This is a genomic window from Marinomonas maritima, assembly GCF_024435075.2.
Taxonomy (GTDB): domain Bacteria; phylum Pseudomonadota; class Gammaproteobacteria; order Pseudomonadales; family Marinomonadaceae; genus Marinomonas; species Marinomonas maritima.
This window is the reverse complement of sequence record NZ_JAMZEG020000002.1, coordinates 590,759-612,084: the sequence shown is the minus strand read 5'-3', so window position 1 is coordinate 612,084 and position 21,326 is coordinate 590,759. Positions and strand designations below refer to the sequence as shown.

18 protein-coding genes are annotated in these 21,326 nt (G+C 42.0%); 4 read left to right on the top strand and 14 right to left on the bottom strand.

Annotated features, from left to right (window positions below; all coding sequences use genetic code 11):
• Window position 1 precedes the first annotated feature (1 nt).
• From M3I01_RS08900 to M3I01_RS08885, 4 genes are all read right to left on the bottom strand, one after another.
• Entirely contained in the window at window positions 2–844 is an 843-nt protein-coding gene (locus M3I01_RS08900) for a response regulator (RefSeq protein WP_255895445.1), read from the bottom strand.
• A gap of 351 nt (window positions 845–1,195) precedes the next feature.
• On the bottom strand, window positions 1,196–2,839 hold the full coding sequence (groL, locus tag M3I01_RS08895; protein WP_255895444.1) for a chaperonin GroEL: 1,644 nt from the start codon (window positions 2,837–2,839) through the stop codon (window positions 1,196–1,198).
• Window positions 2,840–2,898: 59 nt separating this feature from the next.
• Window positions 2,899–3,189 carry a co-chaperone GroES gene (locus M3I01_RS08890; protein WP_255895443.1) on the bottom strand — a complete coding sequence of 97 codons (291 nt, stop codon included), beginning with the start codon at window positions 3,187–3,189 and terminating at the stop codon, window positions 2,899–2,901.
• Window positions 3,190–3,317: 128 nt separating this feature from the next.
• Entirely contained in the window at window positions 3,318–3,788 is a 471-nt protein-coding gene (locus M3I01_RS08885) for an FxsA family protein (RefSeq protein WP_255895442.1), read from the bottom strand.
• Window positions 3,789–3,849: 61 nt separating this feature from the next.
• Here M3I01_RS08885 and M3I01_RS08880 point away from each other — a divergent pair, with 61 nt between their 5' ends.
• Window positions 3,850–4,161 (top strand): MGMT family protein, encoded by a 312-nt coding sequence (locus tag M3I01_RS08880; protein ID WP_255895441.1) that lies wholly within the window; start codon window positions 3,850–3,852, stop codon window positions 4,159–4,161.
• Between the two features lie 71 nt (window positions 4,162–4,232).
• On the opposite strand, the gene M3I01_RS08875 is transcribed toward M3I01_RS08880, so the two are convergent.
• Window positions 4,233–4,718, bottom strand: coding sequence for a YajQ family cyclic di-GMP-binding protein (locus M3I01_RS08875; RefSeq protein WP_255895440.1), 486 nt, complete (start codon window positions 4,716–4,718; stop codon window positions 4,233–4,235).
• A gap of 83 nt (window positions 4,719–4,801) precedes the next feature.
• On the opposite strand from M3I01_RS08875, the gene M3I01_RS08870 reads away from it, so the two are divergent.
• Window positions 4,802–5,749, top strand: a complete 948-nt coding sequence (locus M3I01_RS08870; RefSeq protein WP_255895439.1) for a ketopantoate reductase family protein — start codon at window positions 4,802–4,804, stop codon at window positions 5,747–5,749.
• Window positions 5,750–5,803: 54 nt separating this feature from the next.
• Here M3I01_RS08870 and M3I01_RS08865 read toward each other — a convergent pair whose 3' ends face one another.
• Window positions 5,804–6,637, bottom strand: coding sequence for a CvfB family protein (locus M3I01_RS08865; RefSeq protein WP_255895438.1), 834 nt, complete (start codon window positions 6,635–6,637; stop codon window positions 5,804–5,806).
• 79 nt (window positions 6,638–6,716) lie between these two features.
• Entirely contained in the window at window positions 6,717–7,277 is a 561-nt protein-coding gene (locus M3I01_RS08860; RefSeq protein WP_255895437.1) for a DUF1415 domain-containing protein, read from the bottom strand.
• A gap of 211 nt (window positions 7,278–7,488) precedes the next feature.
• On the opposite strand from M3I01_RS08860, the gene M3I01_RS08855 reads away from it, so the two are divergent.
• The gene (locus tag M3I01_RS08855) at window positions 7,489–8,691 is read left to right on the top strand and encodes a DEAD/DEAH box helicase (RefSeq protein ID WP_255895436.1); all 1,203 of its coding nucleotides are present in this window, start codon (window positions 7,489–7,491) and stop codon (window positions 8,689–8,691) included.
• A 93-nt stretch (window positions 8,692–8,784) separates the two neighbouring features.
• Here the strand turns inward: M3I01_RS08855 and ribA are convergent, their stop codons facing one another.
• Together ribA and M3I01_RS08845 are read right to left on the bottom strand one after the other, a co-directional pair.
• Entirely contained in the window at window positions 8,785–9,399 is a 615-nt protein-coding gene (ribA, locus tag M3I01_RS08850; protein ID WP_255895435.1) for a GTP cyclohydrolase II, read from the bottom strand.
• Between the two features lie 98 nt (window positions 9,400–9,497).
• Complete coding sequence (locus M3I01_RS08845; protein ID WP_255895434.1) at window positions 9,498–9,971, bottom strand: Lrp/AsnC family transcriptional regulator; 474 nt, start codon at window positions 9,969–9,971, stop codon at window positions 9,498–9,500.
• A 193-nt stretch (window positions 9,972–10,164) separates the two neighbouring features.
• On the opposite strand from M3I01_RS08845, the gene leuA reads away from it, so the two are divergent.
• Window positions 10,165–11,853: a 2-isopropylmalate synthase gene (gene leuA / locus M3I01_RS08840; RefSeq protein ID WP_255895433.1), complete on the top strand. Its 1,689-nt coding sequence runs from the start codon at window positions 10,165–10,167 to the stop codon at window positions 11,851–11,853.
• Between the two features lie 105 nt (window positions 11,854–11,958).
• Here the strand turns inward: leuA and M3I01_RS08835 are convergent, their stop codons facing one another.
• From M3I01_RS08835 to M3I01_RS08815, 5 genes are all read right to left on the bottom strand, one after another.
• Entirely contained in the window at window positions 11,959–12,876 is a 918-nt protein-coding gene (locus tag M3I01_RS08835) for a GGDEF domain-containing response regulator (RefSeq protein WP_255895432.1), read from the bottom strand.
• On the bottom strand, window positions 12,873–17,384 hold the full coding sequence (locus tag M3I01_RS08830) for a PAS domain S-box protein (protein ID WP_255895431.1): 4,512 nt from the start codon (window positions 17,382–17,384) through the stop codon (window positions 12,873–12,875). The genes M3I01_RS08835 and M3I01_RS08830 overlap by 4 nt, the downstream gene beginning before the upstream one ends.
• Before the next feature lie 117 nt (window positions 17,385–17,501).
• Window positions 17,502–17,750: a hypothetical protein gene (locus tag M3I01_RS08825; protein WP_255895430.1), complete on the bottom strand. Its 249-nt coding sequence runs from the start codon at window positions 17,748–17,750 to the stop codon at window positions 17,502–17,504.
• Between the two features lie 270 nt (window positions 17,751–18,020).
• Window positions 18,021–19,244 (bottom strand): ABC transporter substrate-binding protein, encoded by a 1,224-nt coding sequence (locus tag M3I01_RS08820; protein WP_255895429.1) that lies wholly within the window; start codon window positions 19,242–19,244, stop codon window positions 18,021–18,023.
• 109 nt (window positions 19,245–19,353) lie between these two features.
• The gene (locus M3I01_RS08815; protein ID WP_255895428.1) at window positions 19,354–21,324 is read right to left on the bottom strand and encodes a beta-galactosidase; all 1,971 of its coding nucleotides are present in this window, start codon (window positions 21,322–21,324) and stop codon (window positions 19,354–19,356) included.
• Window positions 21,325–21,326: the final 2 nt, after the last annotated feature.

Here is a 21,326-nt window from a genome sequence, read left to right as displayed (position 1 = left end):
GTTACTTACCTTGTTCAGACATATTATTACTAACGATAAGCTCAACGCCAATACCTCTGTATCCAATAAAACGTGCTGATTGATTAAACATAGGCTCACCACTCACCTGAAATTTTTGCTCTCTTCCGTCCGGATTAACACAACTAAAAACAAAATCTAGGAAGGGTTGACGGCTGTCAATTTTGTCACGTAATTCCTCTCTCTCTGATTCATTCCACGTTGGCTGTTCAACTTCAGGGCGGCTATCATCACCAGGGTCAGTTTGAATACCAAGCATTTCTCTGACAGGCCCTGAAACGATAGTAAAAGAACCATGTTCATCTTGCTCCCAATACCAATCAGAAGCTAATTCAATCAAGCAACGGTAGCGGGCTTCACTAGCACTCAGTTCAGCAGTACGCTGCTGAACTGTTAACTCTAATACTTGATTGTAATTTTCAAGTTTTTTATACAATAATCGTACTTCTAATTGATTTTGAATTCTCGGATTTATCTCAGAAATGTCAAACGGTCTAGTTATGATGTCTTTTGCACCGGCAGCCGTTGCCCGCAACTTGTCTTCGGGTTGAGTGGTAATAGCAAATATAGGTAAATAATCATCACATAAATTCGACTTTAGCTCAGCCATCACCTCAAACCCGTTCATATCTGACATTTGCATATCTAATAAAATAAGGTCATAGCCGTTTGCGTGATGCAAATCACTTACTGTGGAAGGTGTTATCGTTGTATTAATGTTCTTATAGCCAGCTTCGTGGAGAATATCCTTTAAGAGAATAACATCAGCTTGAATGTCATCGACGATGAGAATATGCGCTTTTAGAATATCTTCTTTACTAATCATATCTAACTTCCATTAATGAAGTTTTAAGTGAGCCTTTCAAAGTAACACTTTGAAATACTTGTTTTTGGCAATTCTCTACGTATATAAAGATAGCAGTATCTGAAGTTGCTAATCTTTCAGCGTTTGAATGAAGAACAATCACAGTATTGAATACTGTATTACAAGAACTAGAATTGGTATCCAATTCTAGTTCTTGTAGATGGGATTTTTAATCGATAAGTAAGCCACACTAACATACAACAATTATCAATAGTGTTATTAAAAAACCAAATAAAAAGCCCGAATATTTCTATTCGGGCTTTCGTTTATTCAGTGCTTAGGTTACACGAAACAGAGCTTACACTCTATTTTTTACATCATGCCGCCCATGCCACCCATTCCGCCCATGCCACCCATATCAGGCATGCCAGCATCTTCTTTTGGTATATCAGCGATCATAGCTTCAGTTGTGATCATCAGACCAGCAACAGAAGCAGCCGCTTGAAGTGCAGAACGCGTTACTTTAGCTGGATCTAGAATACCCATTTCCAACATATCGCCGTATTCACCCGTTGCCGCATTGTAACCGTAGTTACCTTTGCCCTGTTTTACTTTATCAACTACTACAGAAGCTTCTGCACCAGCATTTGTTACGATTTGACGCATTGGCGCTTCCATCGCACGTAGAGCTAGAGCGATACCGACATTTTGATCTTCGTTATCACCTTTAAGGTCAACAACTTTAGTCAGCGCACGAACCAGTGCAACACCACCACCAGCAACCACACCTTCTTCAACCGCTGCGCGAGTTGCATGAAGAGCGTCGTCTACACGTGTCTTTTTCTCTTTCATTGCCAATTCAGTTGCTGCACCAATTTTGATAACGGCAACACCGCCAGCTAATTTAGCGACACGCTCTTGAAGCTTCTCTTTATCGTAATCAGAAGAAGAGTTAGCAATTTCAGCACGAATTTGATCAACACGACCAGTGATGTTTGCTGCAACACCAGCACCATCAACAATTGTTGTGCTTTCTTTCGTTAGCGTAACGCGTTTAGCCGTACCAAGTAGCTCTAGAGTCGCTGTATCAAGGCTCAAACCTACTTCTTCAGAAATAACGGTAGCACCAGAAATAACGGCAATATCTTCAAGCATTGCTTTACGACGGTCACCAAAGCCAGGCGCTTTAGCAGCGGCTACTTTAACAATACCGCGCATACTGTTAACAACTAAGGTTGCTAACGCTTCGCCTTCAACGTCTTCTGCAATGATCAATAAAGGACGAGACGCTTTAGCGACACCTTCCAAAATTGGTAGCAAGTCACGGATATTTGAAATTTTCTTATCAACAAGAAGAATGAATGGATTTTCTAGTTCCGCACTCATTGTTTCTTGGTTGTTGATGAAGTAAGGAGATAGGTAGCCGCGATCAAACTGCATACCCTCTACCACAGCAAGTTCATCTTCAAAGCCAGAACCTTCTTCTACCGTGATAACGCCTTCTTTTCCGACGCGTTCCATTGCTTCCGCAATGATTTTACCAACAGAAGAATCAGAGTTAGCAGAGATAGTACCAACTTGCTCTACGGCACGAGTATCTTTACAAGGCGTAGAAAGCGCAGCAATTTCTTTTACTACTGCTGCAGCCGCTTTGTCGATACCGCGCTTAAGGTCCATTGGGTTACGTCCAGCTGCAACCGCTTTAAGACCTTCAGTAACAATTGCTTGAGCAAGAACTGTTGCTGTTGTTGTTCCGTCACCAGCAACATCATTGGCTTGAGAAGCAACTTCTTTCACCATTTGTGCGCCCATGTTTTCGAACTTATTCTCAAGTTCAATTTCTTTCGCAACAGTCACACCGTCTTTAGTAACAAGTGGCGCACCGAAAGATTTTTCAATAATTACGTTACGACCTTTAGGTCCCAAAGTAACTTTAACTGCATCTGCAAGAACGTTCACACCTCTCAGCATTTGCTGGCGTGCACTGTCTCCGAATTTAACTTCTTTAGCTGACATTCTTAATACCTTTAAACTGTTTTAAATATTGCAAATCGAATATGAACCACAAAGACAACTTAGGCTTCAACAACACCGTAAATTTCGTCTTCTTTCATAATAAGTAGTTCTTCACCATTGATTTTCACTGTCTGACCTGAGTATTGGCCAAACAATACAGTGTCACCAACACTAACAGCTAACGCTTGAACGTCACCATTAGATTGAATACGACCCGTACCTACAGCCAAAACTTTACCTTGTGTAGGCTTTTCTGTTGCAGAACCAGGAAGAACGATACCAGATGCGGTTGTTGTCTCTTCTTCTTTACGGCGAACAACAACACGATCGTGCAAAGGGCGAATATTCATCAATCATTTTCTCCAATTAAAACAACACCAGGATTCCCCTGGCAGGATTAAAATCTCATGGTATACACAAGAATCTCTCATCGGCTTTATATACGGTTAGTAATTCGTATTTCAACCCACTCGAAAAATTATTTTTTATCTATTAAATCATTATCTTCATTGGCGTATTCACCTTCAATGATCTCTCCTTCTTGTCGTGATGCATAACCTTGCCCACCACGCCATTGATTACCACGAGCCATCATTGAACTAATGAACTTAAGAACCAAACCGGCAGCGAACAGTTTCCTTAGTGGCGGAACCAGTAATAATGCGCCAATAGCGTCCGTCATGAACCCCGGAATAAGCAAACACAGTCCAGCAAAAACCAACATTAAGCCTTCAGCAACTTCTGAGGCAGGCAACTCACCACGGCGCATTTTTTCTTGCGCTTTTAAAGATGTTTCTAATCCTTGCTTACGAATGAGCGTGACACCTACAATAGCGGTAAGAAATACCAAACCAACGGTTGCCAATGCGCCAATCTTACTACCGACTTGGATCAAGACCGTCATTTCAATAATGGGCACTAGAATAAAAAGTAAAAGAGCAAATCTCATAATCACCTTCTTTAATTTGATACTTGAATTCAACGAATAACACCTATCTATGGGCGAATGTGTGACTAATCAAGCGATGGACCATTTTAAATCTCAAGTACTCGTTATTTTAAACGAGGTCCCGTCAGGAGAATGCATTGCTTATGGAGAGCTGGCAAAGCAAGCAGGCTTTCCAGGCTATGCACGACAAGTCGGTCGTTTAATGAAAAATCTTCCCAAAGACACTAAATTACCTTGGCACAGAGTAGTCAACTCGCAACGAAGAATCAGTTTCGCGGAAAATACAGACGCCTACATCAGACAAAGGGCAAGACTTGAACAAGAGGGGTGGATTATCATTGGTACAAGGCTGTCCATAAATGAACATCCATAAAATTAAGGGGTGCTAGAAAATACTACCCCCCCTTTAGCAACTGACATTCTAGAAAAATTACGTCTAAAAACTTAATCTCTAAAGTTAGTAAATTGAACCGGCTGTGCTAAATCAGCACTACGTAGCAACGCCATGACTTGCTGCAATTCATCGCGTTTTTTACCAGTAACACGAAGTTGATCGCCTTGAATCTGCGCCTGCACTTTGATCTTACTTTCTTTAATCAATTTTACGATTTTTTTTGCTTCGTCCGTTTCAAGGCCTTCTTTCATTCTAACGGCTTGCGATGCACGCATATTGCCTTTTACGACATCTTCTTTTTCTAAACTTTTTAAATCGATATTACGGCCAACCAATTTTTGATTTAGAATATCAGACATCTGACGAAGTTGAGGTTCCGCCTCAGCCTCCATCACAACACTGGTTTTATCTTTAATTTCATAACTGGCTTTTACACCCTTAAAATCATAGCGAGTGACAATTTCTCGGTTAGCTTGATCCACGGCATTACTGACTTCGTGCCAATCTAGTTCAGATACTACGTCAAATGATGGCATTTTCTGCTCCTTTTCATGTTCAAATAGGTATTTTGGAGCGATAATAACAGGGATTGAAATAAAACACCTAATGGAAAACTATTATGAAGAACACGCCTTGGTTAGTCATCGGCGCTGGCGCTATCGGCCTATTTTGGGCCTGTAAGCTAGAAAAACTCGGCAATAAAGTCCATCTAGTGTATCGGTCAGAGAATCCTGGTAAAAAAATAACGCTGGAATCACTAACCAATGAAGACGGCCAGCAACAAATCACAGCAACAAAACACAAAATTAAAAGCTTTGCCGCCGATGAGTTAAGTGAGCAATACGACAATGTATTACTCTGCACAAAATCATTTGACTTAAAAGATGCGTTTCTAAAAGTCGCTAAACACATTACAGACGATGCGAACATTGCCTGCCTGTGTAACGGCATAGGCGCTCAAGAAGAACTACAGAACGTTTTATCGGATAACCAAACGCTATGGGCAGGAATAACCAGTGAAGGGGTTTTAAAAATAGAAGCCAATCACATTAAACATACCGGTTTAGGTGATACTTACTTTGGCGAATGGCAACCATCAACACCAGCCAAAACATTTCCAATTGACAGCTTAACTGTCACTAATATTCGTCAAAGGATGATTGAAAAACTGGCAGTCAATGCGGTCATTAACCCTATTACCGCGATCTTCAATATACACAACGGCGACATTCTAAACGATGAATTCAAACCCTTAGTCAGCGCAACATTATCTGAATTAGCAAATATATTTGCTCATCCAAAATTCAGCTACGCCGAACAAAGCCAACATCTAACCCCTGAAAACCTTAAAAACAGGGTAAATACCATCGCTCAGCTGACACGCTTAAATCGATCCTCGATGCACGAAGACATCAGATTACAACGACAAACTGAAAACAGTTTCATTTCTGGCTTTCTTCTAAGCAACAGCCCGATAGACCTACCTATTCAACAACTGCTGTTTAATGGCGTCGCTTTTCCAGAGCAGCGTGAAGAAACACAAAAAAAACTGCTAAGCATTACTTAGCAGCTTTTTTGGGGCTCAAAAATTTAAAACCCGATCTAACCATTTTAAAAAAACTTACAGTTTGGTGATTTTTTCTTTTGTAAGTTGAATTTTTTTCTCTTTGTAGAGTGCACCAATCGCTTTTTTATAGGTCGCTTTACTGACTTTAAAAACAGCATAAATAGCTTCAGGTGACGCTTTATCCGTTAATGGCGACTCTCCACCCTGCGCATCTAAGTAATCCAAAATATCATCTAAAATATTGCGAACTTTCTTATAACCCACTTCTTGAAGGCTCAAGTCAATCTTGCCATCTTCACGCATCTGCTTAATAAAACCAGTGGTTTTTTCACCTTTGCGGAGCTGCCTAAAAGCATCTTCAAAAAACAAAACACCCCAAAAGCGATTATCAATAACGCACTTAAAACCAATATTGGTTTTATCACCGATGATAATAGAAACTTTATCGCCTACTTTGTACGGTGCTTCTTCACGATTGAGCAGCGCATCCACTCTTGTTGTTGCCACAATACGGTTAGTGATGTTATCTAGGTAGATAAAAAGTAAATGCGTTTCACCCTCTTCTACTCGATTTTTTTGCTGACTAAAAGGCACCAACAAATCTTTTGGTAAACCCCAGTCAAAAAAAGCACCGACCTGATTGACCGCTACCGCCGTTAAAGCGGCAAATTCGCCCACTTGAGCCTTTGGTAAATCCGTTGTCGCAATTAATTTATCGTCCGAGTCTAAATAAACAAACACTTCTACATCTTGGTCAACCAACAGGCCTTTAGGTACATATCGCTTAGGCAGCAAAATCTCACCTAATTGATCAGCGTCTAAATACACACCAAAATCTTTTTCTTTTACGACTCTTAATGTATTTAAGCGTCCAATTTGAGTAGCCATGAATTCTCCGGCAAGCAATTTTTTTCGCACTATACGCACTTCATGAGTAAGCGCAATACTGATAGTTTGAAATCTCAAGTTAGTCTTTATCGACTGCCATACAAACAGCAAACATATCGTCTAACTTGGACTTCCCAAGTACTTCCATTTTTTCAATATTTTGATTCGGAATCTGGGACGTATCACCATAAAACTCAATCGCTTTATCCATACTGCCCTCTCTTAATAAGTGCAGCATAGGGTATGGTGAACGATTGGTGTAATTCGAAACATCGTCTGGCTCTGTTCCTGAAAAGCAATAATTAGGATGAAAAGTCGCCAACTGATAAACACCTTCGCAACCTTGATCGAACATTAAGTTTTCAGCCGCTTCAACAAAGTCTAAATAACGATGAAAGTCTTGAAACAACGTTGGAAAAATAAGCAGTGTCGTCTCTGTTTCAGGATGTTCATCCAACCACTGAACTTCCGACATTAGCTCTTCCAATGCCACATCTATTTTCTTAGATCGCAAAACCATGCAGCGAATACTTTCTCTCTCCACTTCGCGCTTAGCAAACGGACAAACATTTAACGCCACAATAAAATCTTTTACCCACTTCATTGTTTGAGTGGTAACTAACTCATCCGATAGCAGCATAACGCGCCTTCTTATCAATATTTTTTTGTATTTTAGAACAAAGCGTACAAAGGGTCTAACTTATAAGAGCATCACCTGAGGTTTCGATTTCGAATCCCTTAAAAACAAGGTATCATGATTAACAATACAGCCCATTTATAGTGGCCATACGTCCATACTCATTACGAGTATCATAGAGGTCGCGCCATTTATCCCGCTACAGAGAGTTTACATGTCATTTGCTGAATTAGATTTGGATTTCACCATAGAACGAGCCATAAGTGACCTTGGCTTTGAGACCCCAACAGAAATCCAAGAACAAGCTATTCCGATCGCCTTAGACGGCTCTGATCTCCTTGCTACTGCACCAACAGGGACGGGGAAAACCATTGCCTTCTGTGCACCGGCCATTCAGCATATTCTGGACCGAGACGAACAATCCACAACCGCTCCTAAAGTATTAATATTGGCGCCAAGTCGAGAGCTAGCACGTCAAATTTTTAATGTAGTACAGCAACTAACACAACATACCCGCATTCAGTCTCACCTTATTATTGGTGGTACGCCTTACGGTATGCAACAACAACAATTATCAGAGCCATGCGACATTCTTGTCGCTACACCTGGACGATTAGTAGAGCTCGACGAAAAACGATGGCTAGACCTAACTGACGTCTCTTACTTCGTCATCGACGAAGCAGATCGCATGTTGGACATGGGCTTTGTTAGCGCCATTAATCATATCGCCAAAGAATTACCAAAAGAGCACCAAACCCTCATGTTTTCTGCCACCCTAGAAGGCGAAAAAATGGGGCGTTTTGCAAGCGCCTTACTGAACAGTGAAACACAACAAATCCGTTTAGGTGAGTCTTCTCGAACCGTACCCAGTCAAATTCGACAAGTTGCCTATCGAGTTGACAGCGAAGAACACAAAGAAGCCGTTTTAAAACACCTACTAATGCAAGAGCGTGTCCAACAAGCAGTCTTATTTGTTTCCAACCGCGAACACGTTGATATCTGGGTACAGCGCATCCGTAAAATGGGCTTAATGTGTGACGGTTTACACGGCGAAATGAAACAAGGTGATCGCAGCGAACATATGAAGCAGATGAAACGCGGGCGCTTGCAAGTATTGGTGGCAACCGATGTGGCATCTCGTGGAATCGACCTTCCAGAGATCAATACCGTGGTCAACCTTCGTCTCCCACGTAAAGCCGATTCCTATATCCATCGCGCTGGACGAGCCTCTCGTGAAGGGGAACCAGGTGATTGCATTTCGTTAATCGATATCAATGACCTACCGATGATCGAAAAAATTCAGCGATTCATGCAAGCTAACATTAAATTTGGCCGTATTGAAGGACTTGAACCAAAGACAAAAGCTCGTTCACCGAGCGCGAAAAAGAAAAAGAAAAAACCAGCACCAAAAAAATAAAGAATCTACGACTAAAACAAAAAAGGCGCTTATCAAAGCGCCTTTTTACGTTCAGTCAATATGTTAAGCATTCGCTCTGATTCAAACCTCTAATTAGATAGGGTCAAATTTCAATGTATGAAACTTCCGCTTAGCCTTGGTTTCTAGATACAAACGATTATGCTGATTTACGTGAACCTTTGTTGGAACCAGTTCAACCACATCAATGCCATTATCAGTCAATTGCTGCGCTTTATCAGGGTTGTTGGTCAATAAACGAACGCTTGAAACACCTAACGCTTGTAGCATGTCGGCAGCAATGCCAAAGTCTCGACCATCGTCGGGTAAATGCAACATTTCATTCGCCTGATAAGTATCATAGCCTTGGTCTTGCAATGCGTATGCTTCTAACTTGGCGTATAAACCAATACCTCGCCCTTCTTGTCGTAAATAAAGAATATAACCACCTTCTTCATTAATACGGTCAATGGCTTCATCAAGCTGCTCACCACAATCGCAACGACCAGACCCAAAGACATCACCCGTTAGACATTCTGAATGCAAACGAACTAAAGGCACATTATTATCCGTTTTTTCCTGCTTTCCTTCGAAAAATATCCCTATGTGTTCTTTGCCAGAATCATCTCCGTTAAAAGAAATGAATTCGGCCATCACATCGCCCGCCCTCATTGGGATCATCACTCGACGCTTTATTGTCAAATCGCTCATAACTACTTCTCTCTAGGGACTTTTTTACTTTAACAAGTATAACGCCCATTAATCTGGTCAAAAGCTAAAATATCAATGCTAAATAAGGAAATAACCTCCTAAATCAAATGATCCAGAGGGAGTGAAGTTCGATTTATGATTCTTCGTAATAAAAAACTCGAATGAACGCCTGTCACACCCGCGATACGCGTTAGCCGACCAAGAAGAAATTCTTGATAACGCTCCATGTCTTCTACGACCACTTCCAATAAATAATCAGCCGACTGCCCTGTCACCAAATTACAGGACTTTACCTCAGGATAAGATGCCAACATAGACTCAAATACTTCAAACCGGTCAGGGGTATGACGATCCATGCTGATTTGTATAAAAGCGGTTAACTTTAAACCCAGTTTCTTTTCATCGAGTAAAGTAACACTTCGATCAATAACCCCACTTTCCTCTAGAGCTTTAACACGCCGCAAACAAGGCGATGCTGAAAGGCCTACACGATCAGCCAACTCCTGGTTTGTTAAGCTAGAATCTTGCTGTAATTCCCGCAAAATATTCAAATCAATCTTATCAAGACCCATATAAATAGCCCTAAGCTGCTAATTTTAATAATCGTTACGCAATATAATGCTATTTAACATGATATTTCCATAAAAAAACGCAATCTTTTACTCAATAAAATTCGCTATGATAGAAACATTGAAAAACACTTAACCAAGTGAATAAAATAACTACCGAGCTTACCCGCTCTACAACATGAAGAAGGGAAAGATAATGACATCTTTTGACCACACAGCTTTCAACCATAAAAAGTACACACCGTTTAAACCCGTCGCTATCAAAAATCGCACTTGGCCTGACAATGACATCACCAAAGCGCCTATCTGGTCTAGTGTTGACCTGCGTGACGGCAACCAAGCATTGGTAGAACCAATGACCGTGGAACAAAAGAAACAATTTTTCGCTCTATTGGTTGATGTTGGTTTTAAAGAAATTGAAGTTGGCTTCCCTGCAGCATCTCAGTTAGATTTTGATTTTGTTCGCTGGTTAATTGAAGAAGACCAAGTGCCAGACGATGTCTATGTTCAAGTATTAACTCAAGCACGCCCAGAGTTGATTGAACGTACTTATGAGTCATTAAAAGGCGCTAAAAAAGCCATCGTCCATGTTTATAACTCAACATCAAAAACACAGCGTGAGCAAGTCTTTCGCATGGACATGGAAGGCATCAAGAAGATTGCAGTAGACGGCGCAAAATGTGTCAAAGAACACGCAAAAAAACACCCAGAAACAGAATGGGTTTTCCAATATTCTCCTGAAAGCTTCACTGGCACCGAAATTGATTACGCCATTGAAGTGGTAGACGCTGTTGTGGACGTTTGGCAACCAACACCCGATAACAAAGTAATTATCAACCTACCAGCAACCGTCGAAGTGTCTACTCCAAATCGTTACGCTGACCAAATTGAATACTTCTGCCGCAACGTTAAAAAGCGCGACTGTATGTTCGTCAGCTTACACACTCACAATGACCGTGGATGCGGTGTCGCAGCGGCAGAGCTAGGCATTATGGCTGGCGCAGATCGCATTGAAGGTACTTTGTTAGGCAATGGCGAACGCACAGGCAACATGGACATCGTCACTATGGCCATGAACATATACAGCCAAGGCATTGATCCAAAATTAGCATTAGGCGATATGGACCGCATCATAAGTGTTGTTCAAGCCTGCACCTTGTTACAAGTTCACCCGCGCCACCCGTACGCTGGCGAATTAGTGTTCACTGCTTTTTCTGGCTCTCATCAAGATGCCATTAAAAAATGCTTGGCCAACCAGACCGACGATAAACCTTGGGACGTGGCTTACTTGCCAATTGATCCTCGCGATGTGGGTCGTAGCTACCAAGAAGTTATTCGTGTGAATAGCCAATCAGGCAAAGGCGGTATCGCCTATACCCTTGAACAAGAGTTTGGCTTGGCATTACCGCGCTGGTTACAGGTTGAATTCAGCCCAATTGTCCAGAAATTTGCCGAACAAGCCGGTGGTGTTGTCAATGCTGAATCCATGAAAGACTTGTTCGAAAGCAGCTTTATGACCGGTACCACGCCCTACAACTTGGGTCGATACGATCTAGCAAAAGATGATGTTGATACGGTTAATGCCGAGCTTGTCTCCAATGACACCAAGGTGAGAATAACAGGCAATGGCAATGGCGCGCTGTCTGCGTTTAGCGAAGCCTTAGGCAAGCACTTCAACATGCGTGTCGACATTATTCAGTATCAAGAGCACGCCTTAACTGTCGGCAGCGACTCACAAGCCATTGCTTATGTTCAGGCTAATATTAATGGTGATCGTTTTAACGGTGTTGCGATTGATAACGACATTGTTTCTGCTTCCATTCAAGCACTGTTGGCAACAGTGAACCAGAAAGTCAATCAGAGTAAAGATGCAGCGGTTGCGTAACTAATCGCCATCAGCTGGACATAAAAAAACCGAAAATCGAATGATTTTCGGCTTTTTTATTGAAAATTTAAGTAACAAAAGAACCCATTTACAGAATAAGAAAAACTAAGGATGATAAACGACTCGATTACGCCCCGTCTCTTTAGCTTCATACAGTGATTCATCTGCACGCTTCAACAAAACCTCTTTACTCTCTTCCTCTCCTGCATAAACAGCCACACCAATACTGGCAGTAACTGCAATATTGATACTGTCATGTACGACTGGCTGATCCGCCACAATGCAACGATAACGGTCAAATGCAGCAAGAATTTCACCCTCCTCAACATTAGGCAGAATAATACCAAACTCTTCTCCGCCTAAGCGTCCAACAGTGTCACCTTCTCTTAAATTCGCTTTAATTCGATTAACCACCTCAACCAAAACAGCGTCTCCAGCATCATGACCAAAAGTGTCATTTATCACTTTAAACTTATCTAAATCAAAAATAGCGCACGCTAAACGATTACCATAACGGCGACTAGAAGACATTTCATGCTCCAGGATAGACTCAAAGGCACGACGATTCGCTGAGCCTGTTAAATGGTCTGTAGTCGCTAATTCATTAAGAATACGATTGGACTCCACCAATCGGCGTCTCATGCCTGCAATTCGGTTCATCGCCAACATTTTTGCAGAAAGAACTTTTTGGCTAATTGGCTTTATAAGGTAATCATCGCCACCAGCCAAAATACCCTCTTCAATATCGGTATCTTCAGCACTGGCGCTTAAAAATATAACAGGTAACCACTCTTGTTTTTTCTGTTCTTGTATTTCACGAATGGATTTTACTGCTTCAAACCCATTCATATACGGCATTTGAACATCAATTAAAATAAGGTCAAGCTCATTCGAATGTTCAACAAATTGTTCTATCGCCTCTTGTCCATTCGCCGCTTCTATTACCTCGTAACCCAGCTTCGATAAATGCAGCTTAAGTAATAAGCGATCGGTTTTTGTATCATCAACAATTAATACTTTCATAATCCTGCCGCTATGCGCTGAAGTTCGTTTTTAACGTTCTGGTACATCACTATTAATGCACCTAATTTAGCCTGCAATTTCGGCACGTCATCTTGACGACTCTCCAATTCAAGCTGAGCTGCCATAGAGGATAAGGTCATAGCGCCTACATTTTGGCTAATCGATTTCAAACTATGAGAGAGCTGAGACACAGAAGTATAGTCAGGCATATCTACTTTTTCGACCATCTTGTTAAAAGAATCAATGATGCCATCAGCATCACTAAAAAATGCGTCAATTAACAATAAATAATCGTCACCCAAAATCGATTTCAAATCATTAAGTACTGACTCATCAATCACTTCATTAGACTGAACATCAATCACTTCATTAGACTGAACATCAAAAACAGATGTCTCTATCGGTTCACTTTTATCTTCCGAAACAACAACTGACGACTGATCAACTGACAACCATTTATCCAACATCTCTATTAACTCTTTTTGCTTAAAGGGTTTTGGTACTAATCCATCACCGCCTGCACGAAGCACTTCTGATAGTGTTGCTGGCATAATATCCGCGGTCAACGCGACAATCGGAACACGTTTTCCATCACCGCTTTTCTCAACCTGCCTAATACGTCGCATTGCAGAAAGTCCATCCATAACCGGCATATGCAAATCCATAAAAATCAAATCCGGATGATGAGCCTCCCACTTTTCTATACCAATCGCCCCGTCTTCCGCCTCAAAAACATCAAAGCCTAATTTCGTTAAAATACCTCGGGCAACTGCCATATTTGCCTTCATATCTTCGACAACCAAGATAACACCTTTTCTTAAAGCGCCGCCGTTGCTATCAAATTTTTTATCTTGCTCATTATCAGATCGAGACAACTCCCCACTAGAAAACTGTTGCCCTATGGAACCAGAAGACAGGGCTGATATCAGACCTTTTTTCAATGACGCCCCGCCCATAGGCTTAGCAATGCACACATTAATACCCGCGACAGATAACTCTTCTTGAGATAACACACCAGCCGACGATGTCATCAATAGAATAGGCTGAACCAGCGACTTACTTTCAACACGAATCAATTCAGCCAACATCAAGCCGTCTAACTCAGGCATCATATAATCTAAAACAATAATATCGTATGGCGCACCACTGTCTATCGCCTGTTTGATATGGAACAAAGCATCAACAGGACTAATGTCCATATCCGCATCAATGCCACAGGATTTTAATTGGTTCCTTAAGATAGTTAAGTTTGTCTCATTATCATCAACTACTAACGCTTTCTTACCTACCAACAAGGATTCATTAACTACGGTTTCTATCTTGGGCATTGCATGACTTTCTGGCAAAGTAAAATGAACAGTAAAAGTCGATCCCACCCCCAATTCACTTAACAATGAGATATCACCATGCATCAACCCTATCAGCTGCTTGGTAATCGCAAGCCCTAGACCCGTACCGCCAAATTTACGCGTCGTTGAACTGTCTGCCTGCACAAAAGCATCAAATAGACATGACTGAACATCCTTAGCAACGCCAACACCGGTATCGGTAACATTAATAGTCACTGATACGATGCCTTGCTGATTAACCACACCTTTTGTTGATACTAATACATGACCAACATTCGTAAACTTAATCGCATTACTCATTAAGTTGATCAAAATTTGCTTTATACGAAAAACATCGCCCACCAAAAAACGCGGGCAATTATCATCATACTCGATCAGTAAATCGATGCCTTTTTCTTCCGCTTTAACCATTAATAAGCGTGCAATATCATAAATGGATTTTTCCAAATCAAAATCCATTTTCTCAATAGAAAGATGGCCCGCTTCAATTTTCGAGAAATCCAACAAATCATTGATAAGGCTTAATAAACTCTCTCCCGATTCTTTCAAAATTCGCAGTTGCTCATTTTGCTCTGAATCTAACCTTGTGGAAGAAAGCAGCTCTGCCATGCCTAAAACACCGTTTAATGGCGTTCTAATTTCATGACTCATCGTCGCGAGAAAGTCGCTTTTGGCTTTGCTTGCCGCCATCGCTTGCTTGCTTGCTTCGCGTAAAACAACTTCCGTTTCTTTGCCTGAGGTAATATCCATATTGACCCCTATAAGACGAGAGGGCTTCCCAGCCTCATCGAAAACAACAGCGGCATTAGACTTCAAATAACGGTTTTGACCATCTTGTCGTACAACTCTAAAGTCCGTATCTAAATACTTAGAAATGGAAGACATGTTTTTTTCTATTTTGCCGTTTACAACATCCTCCTCTAGAAGAGCTAAGACCTTTTCTAATCGAACTTTATCTTCTGGAAGAACGCACGCTTCCCAAATTTGGAGTGGGGATACATTCTCTTCTTTGCTTGCGCTATACAGGCGGTACATCCAATCATCCCAATGAAGTGTATGATCGGCTAAATCAAGTTCCCACACACCAATGCCTGCCGCATCGGCAGCAATAGACAAGCGCAAATTAGTGTCGATCATTTTTTGCTCGACTTCTAAGCGCTCACTAACATCACGAATGTGGCCAATGTACCCTCCTAAGCCGCCGTCAGGATTAGGCACCATACTGCCAATCGTTTCAGTATGAATAATATGACCCTGCTTACTTTTGTAACTAACCCTATAACGATTTAAGACACTTTTTGGGTCATCGCCATAAGCGCTACCTCGTTTTATGAAATCACTTTCATTGGCGTACAGCATTTTAGTGCTTTCTTCCAAAACGTCATCAAGATCGTAACCAAACAATTCCGTAAAGGCAGGGTTAATCATTTTAATTTTACGGTCATTCCCTACCATGACAATGGCCTCAGGGGCATTCAAAAACAATGACTCAAAAAGCATTTTCTGTTCGTGAAATTCAGACTCAGCGTCCATTTGCTCAGTTCTATCCTGGAATGAAATAACAGCGCCTTCCACATCGCCCTGCTCTGACCGCATCGCAATACAGGTATACTCACACACGAAAGAAACATCACCATTACGGCCAAAATATTCGCCACGAGCCTGACTACTTTCACCGGTTTTCAATGTTTTATGTATAGGGCTTAATTCTGAAGAGTAAAGAGCACCATTCTCATCTCGATGAGAAAGCAACGTAAACAAGGTGTTATTCAGTAACTCGTCTAAAGAATAGCCCAATATTTTACACGCAGCCGAATTAGCGAAGGTAATAACACCTTCGTTATTTACACCAAATATTCCCTCATGGACCGCCTCTAAAATGAGACGTTGCTGGCGCTCAGCCCCTGTTAGTTTTACCTCACTCTGCTGTCGAGTGATTTCATTACCAACCCACTGAGCAAGCAACTTCATCACTTCATAGTCATCGTCACCAAACGCTTTTTTCTTCGGATTCGGGCTTGAAAAATTCAACGTCCCCCACCGTTTTCCGCCAACATAAACAACAATACCTATGTACGCTTCTAAGCCAAAATTTTGATAACAAGGATGCTCTTTGATATCGCTCATAGCGGTATGAAAATAAGACGTTGGTAAATCACTTCCAAGCGTATGCACACAATATGTATTGCCTAACTCGAATACGGCACCAGGAAGCACCTCACCGTTAGGAGTATGGCTGTATTCAACACGATAGGACTCACCTTCTATTGAACTAATCAGCCCAATGGGTAAAGCAAACTGTTCAGCGCCAACCTGTAAAATACGCTGCAACTTTTCATCTAATGACAAACAAGTGTTTGCCGTCACTTCATGTAAGCATTTTAAAGTATGCAGCGTTCTTCGTTGTGCAGTGACATCTTGCATACACAAATACAGCCCTGTCACTTCGCCTTGATCTATACGGGGTACACAATACGCACCAATGAACCTCAGCTCATTATCACTACCTTGACGCACTTCATATTGAAAGCGCGAAGGCTTGCCTTGTAACGTTTCTTCAAACCTAGCTTTAATGGTTGGGTTACTATCAAAAGGAATATGTTCCTTCACATGCCTACCTACTACGTTGTCTTTCTGTATTGAAAAACGCTGCTCGTAAGTGTCATTGATAAACTCATAACGAAGATCTTTATTCACCAATGCGATTAAAACGGGCACGTTATTGTTTAGTCGAATTAAGTCTTTGTAACTAATAAGTGCCTGACCCGCTTCTGGAGGTGGCGACGTGGTTTCTAATAAAGTCGAGAACAAATCAAGCAAGGTAGTCATGTGTTCTTCTAGATCAGCAGCCTCCAGTAAAGAAGGCTCATCGCTTAAAAAAAACAAACTCGCCTTATAACGTGCTAAAGGTTCAACAATCACACTGGATAAACAAGGAAAATTAGAAAAAGCCAAAGGGACAGAGGGCGCACTTTGAACATCAAGAAAGCGAGAAGAAGACAACAGCTGTGTGTAAGAAAGCCCACGAGAAAAGTCGTCCCATTTAAGACCAGTAACCTCTCCCGAATACAGGACCTTACCATCTTGAAAAACGAGGCCAGCGCAAGGCATTCTCATAAGAGATTTAGCGACTTTTAAAGCCGCCTCTAATTTACCCATTCAGCTTCTCCATCTCATCACATTTTCAAATACTGTGAGTAAAGCACCAATGCCAATTACTCGATACATTAAAACATATCAGAAAAAGCCCATTCTGCTATGAAAAGTTAGTAATAATTACGGCAACAGCTTATCGATTAGCACACAGTCTTTTGTCTCGTTACGGCTCGCCTTCACCTTATCAAGGATTTTTTGAGCGACATCTCTTTGGCGTTCTGAAATGTACTTAGAATCAACGGTTTTTTGAGTGTTTTTTAGGTAGGCATCTAACTTAGGTGTGCAATAGTCGTCATACGCCAAGGTATAACTGGATGTGGAGGCGGCGGTTACCACTAAAGCGAAAGAAAGTGAGGTTTTAAGCGACATAATATTATTCCTAATAAGATATTTATTTAGAAAAATTAGACCATAGACCAACCAAAGATTAAACCTAAAGTGCCACCAGTATCACTTTTTCCCACCTCCCCTAATAAAAGAAGAATAAACAAGCACTCAGATTCACCGTCTTTACCACTTGATTTTTTTCTAGGACAAATACACAACAAACAAAAAACCAGCTTCAATAAGTTGAAGCTGGTTTTTGAAATAACATAACCTCGAATTCACACCGCTAAAGGCGATGATCTGTATTACCCGTTATTTAAAAACACGCTTTCTCACACCTTCAAGACGCTTCAAGATTGCATCAAGACGCTCAGGTTTTACCATGAATTCTTGGAAGCCTTTCATACCTTCTTGCGCCATGCTTGGGTCCGTATCACGGTCATAAAACTGAGCCGTACCAGACGAATTATTCAACATCTCTACGCCTTTGTTTAAAAAGTAATTATCAGGCGCATGGGCTTTTTTATGCGGTGGAATTTGCAATAACGCCGCATTCACCAAAGTCTGATTGTCAGCACGCGCCATAAACTCTAAGAATTTACGTGCGTCTTTTTTGTTCGCTGCTTTCGCTGGAATATGAATCGTATCCATTGGCGCGTCTTCTGCCATACCAACCGCTGGATCAATTTGCGGGAACTGGAAGAAACCCATTTTTCCATCAAGCTCTTTTGGGAAGTTTGGCGCAATAAAGTTACCAATTAAATACATTGCCGCTTTGCCGTTGTACATAAATGGTTGTGCTTCTTGCCAAGAATAAGACGCATGATTTTCTAGGAAGTAACCGTTATCCACCAATACCTTCCAGTGTTCAAACGTTTTACGAACACGAGGGTCCGTGTAAGGGATTTTCCCATCCATTAAATCAATATGAAAATCCAAACCATTGGTGCGCATATTCAAATAATCGAACCAACCCGCAGCGGTCCACAAATACTTAGTACCAATCGCAATGGGCGCGATGTCATTGGCTTTTAGCTTGGCGTTGACCGCGAGAAATTCATCCCATGTTTTTGGTTCAGAAAGTCCTAACGTATCAAAAATGTCTTTTCGATAATAAATACCCCATTGATAATAAGTGTAAGGAATACCCCACTGTTTATCATTGATCGTCATCGCCGGTGTGGCAGAGGGCATGTTTGTTTTCAGATCTTCTTTTTTCCAAACATCGCTCACGTCTTCAAACAAACCGCGATCAACAAACGCCTTCATACGATTGCCCGCATACCAGAAAACAACATCTGGTGGACTGGTCGACAACCAATTACGGATGGCGGTTTTATAACCTTCTTTGTCATACAAATTGTATTTGACGGTGATATCCGGGTTTTCCCCTTCAAATTTTTGCACGATTTCAGCAAATGCTTTTTTCGGCGCTGGATCCGCTTGATCTGAGTTGATCACCAAGGTGCCAGCATTCGCCATGGAAACCGCGGTCAATGCCATGGCACCGACTAATAACGATTGGATTTTTTTCATTTAACTAAGCCCTCTTTTTATTTTATTAATTGGAACTAGGTTTCATTATTAATCAATTTTAACGCATAATCAATAAAAGAAACTAAGTTCCATTTTATTTTTAGCTTTTTTAACACTTTTTCCAAATCGACACTCCAGCCGCCGCTAAATGACGATGACCAATGATCAACTCAGCCCCTTCTGGTTCAAAAAACACCTCATGAGACGCGTAATTAAAGGCAAAAATAACCTTGCCACGTTCACGAACTCGAACGCCTTTAGGTAGATATTGAGTCGTTAGCTCTGCGAGATCTGCCAATTTGCTCAAACTCGCTTTTAATAAGCCATTGTCGATACAAGAACCAAGGTAAAAATGACGCCCTTCTCCCATCAACACAGGGTTGCCACCATCATCTTTTAACAAACAAGGCAGTGTCGTTTTAATTTGTTCATGCCAATGCATTAGATTGCCCGCGCCCCAACGGCCAGATACTGCTGGCTGAGTGTGATTAGGTAACGCATCAACACGCTCTACTGTCAGCGGTAATAAACTCGCCAACGGCCCTGGTGCAAGGTTGTCAGGAATTTGATAGCTATCGGTTTTGCTGCCCGTTCTAGGTCCCGCTAGCAACACGCCTTTAAATGTATTCAGCCTTGCCTGTAACCCTGAGGAGACATGCGCCTGTGCCGGTAAAACCAGCAACTCATAAGTATCCAAAGACGCATCACTGGGAATAATGTCGACAGATAAGCCAAGCTCACGCAGGGCTTCATACAAGCGATAACACCAGAATAAATAACGATAAGCGCGGGATTGAGGCTGGATATCCAGCGACCAACAAGCGTCGTAATCAAACATTAACGCGACTTTCCCTGCGCTCGGCAAAGACATCAACGCTTCAGCATCCAGCCCCAAGGATTCCGCCAACACCTTCACTTCCGCGGCAACTAAAGCGGCTTCTTGTGCGGCTTCGGCTTCTTGTGCATCCGGTCGCAATAAACCCGCGTGCATTTGTTCTTGCCCAAAAGGCGCCTGACGCCAACGGAAATACGAGACAAGTTCCGCACCATGAGAAAAGGCTTCCCACGTCCATAAACGCACGGCGCCATTTGCCGGCGTTGGGTTATGTGGCGCCCAATTCACTGGGCCTGGTTGTTGCTCCATGATCCACAAACGGCCTTTTCCACACCCACGATACAAATCATGATGAAACGCGCCAAAGTCAGGATGACCAACCCGTAAATACGCGTGCTTTTCTTCTTCGGTATAAATGGCTTCTTGATCCAAAAAGCCCAGTGGGTAGGTATCCCAACTCGCCACATCCAAATCTTGACCGACTTTATGATGGTCAAACGCGGTAAAAAAGCCCATGTAGTTATGAACCAAATCACGCCCCGCAGAATGCTCTCGCAGAATAGCCACTTGCAGCTTATTAAAGGCAACCACTTGGTCTGAACAACAACGCTGAAAGTCCAAACGATGAGAAGGATTCGCTTCGGTCACGGTCAAATTCGGCAATTCAATTTCATCGAACGAACGATAATCCATGCTCCAAAAGACATTGCCCCACGCTTTGTTTAGCGCCGCAATCGTGCCGTATTTCTCTGCCAACCAAATACGAAACGCGACCAAATCCGTTTCGGCATAGCTTAAAATGGTGTTGTGACAGCCGTATTCATTGTCGGTCTGCCAAGACACCACGGCAGGATGTTGACCATAGCGCTCGGCCATTAACGTCACTATTCGGTGGCACTCTTCTCGATACTCCAGACTGGCAAATGTGTAATGCCGACGAGAGCCAAAGCCTCGCACTCGCCCCTGCTCGTCTTTTGCCAACATAGAAGGATGACGATCCACCAGCCACTTTGGCGGTGTCGCAGTAGGTGTGCCTAAAATTACTTTCAAGCCATGAGCGTGAAGAATGTCTAATGATTCATCCAACCATTGCCAATGCAACTCATTGGGTTCTGGTTCAATCGTGCTCCAGCTGAACTCGCCAATACGAACGTATTCAATGCCAATGCGCTGCATATGCTGCGCATCTTCCACCCAACGGCTTTTTGGCCAATGTTCAGGGTAATAACAAACGCCTAATTTCATCT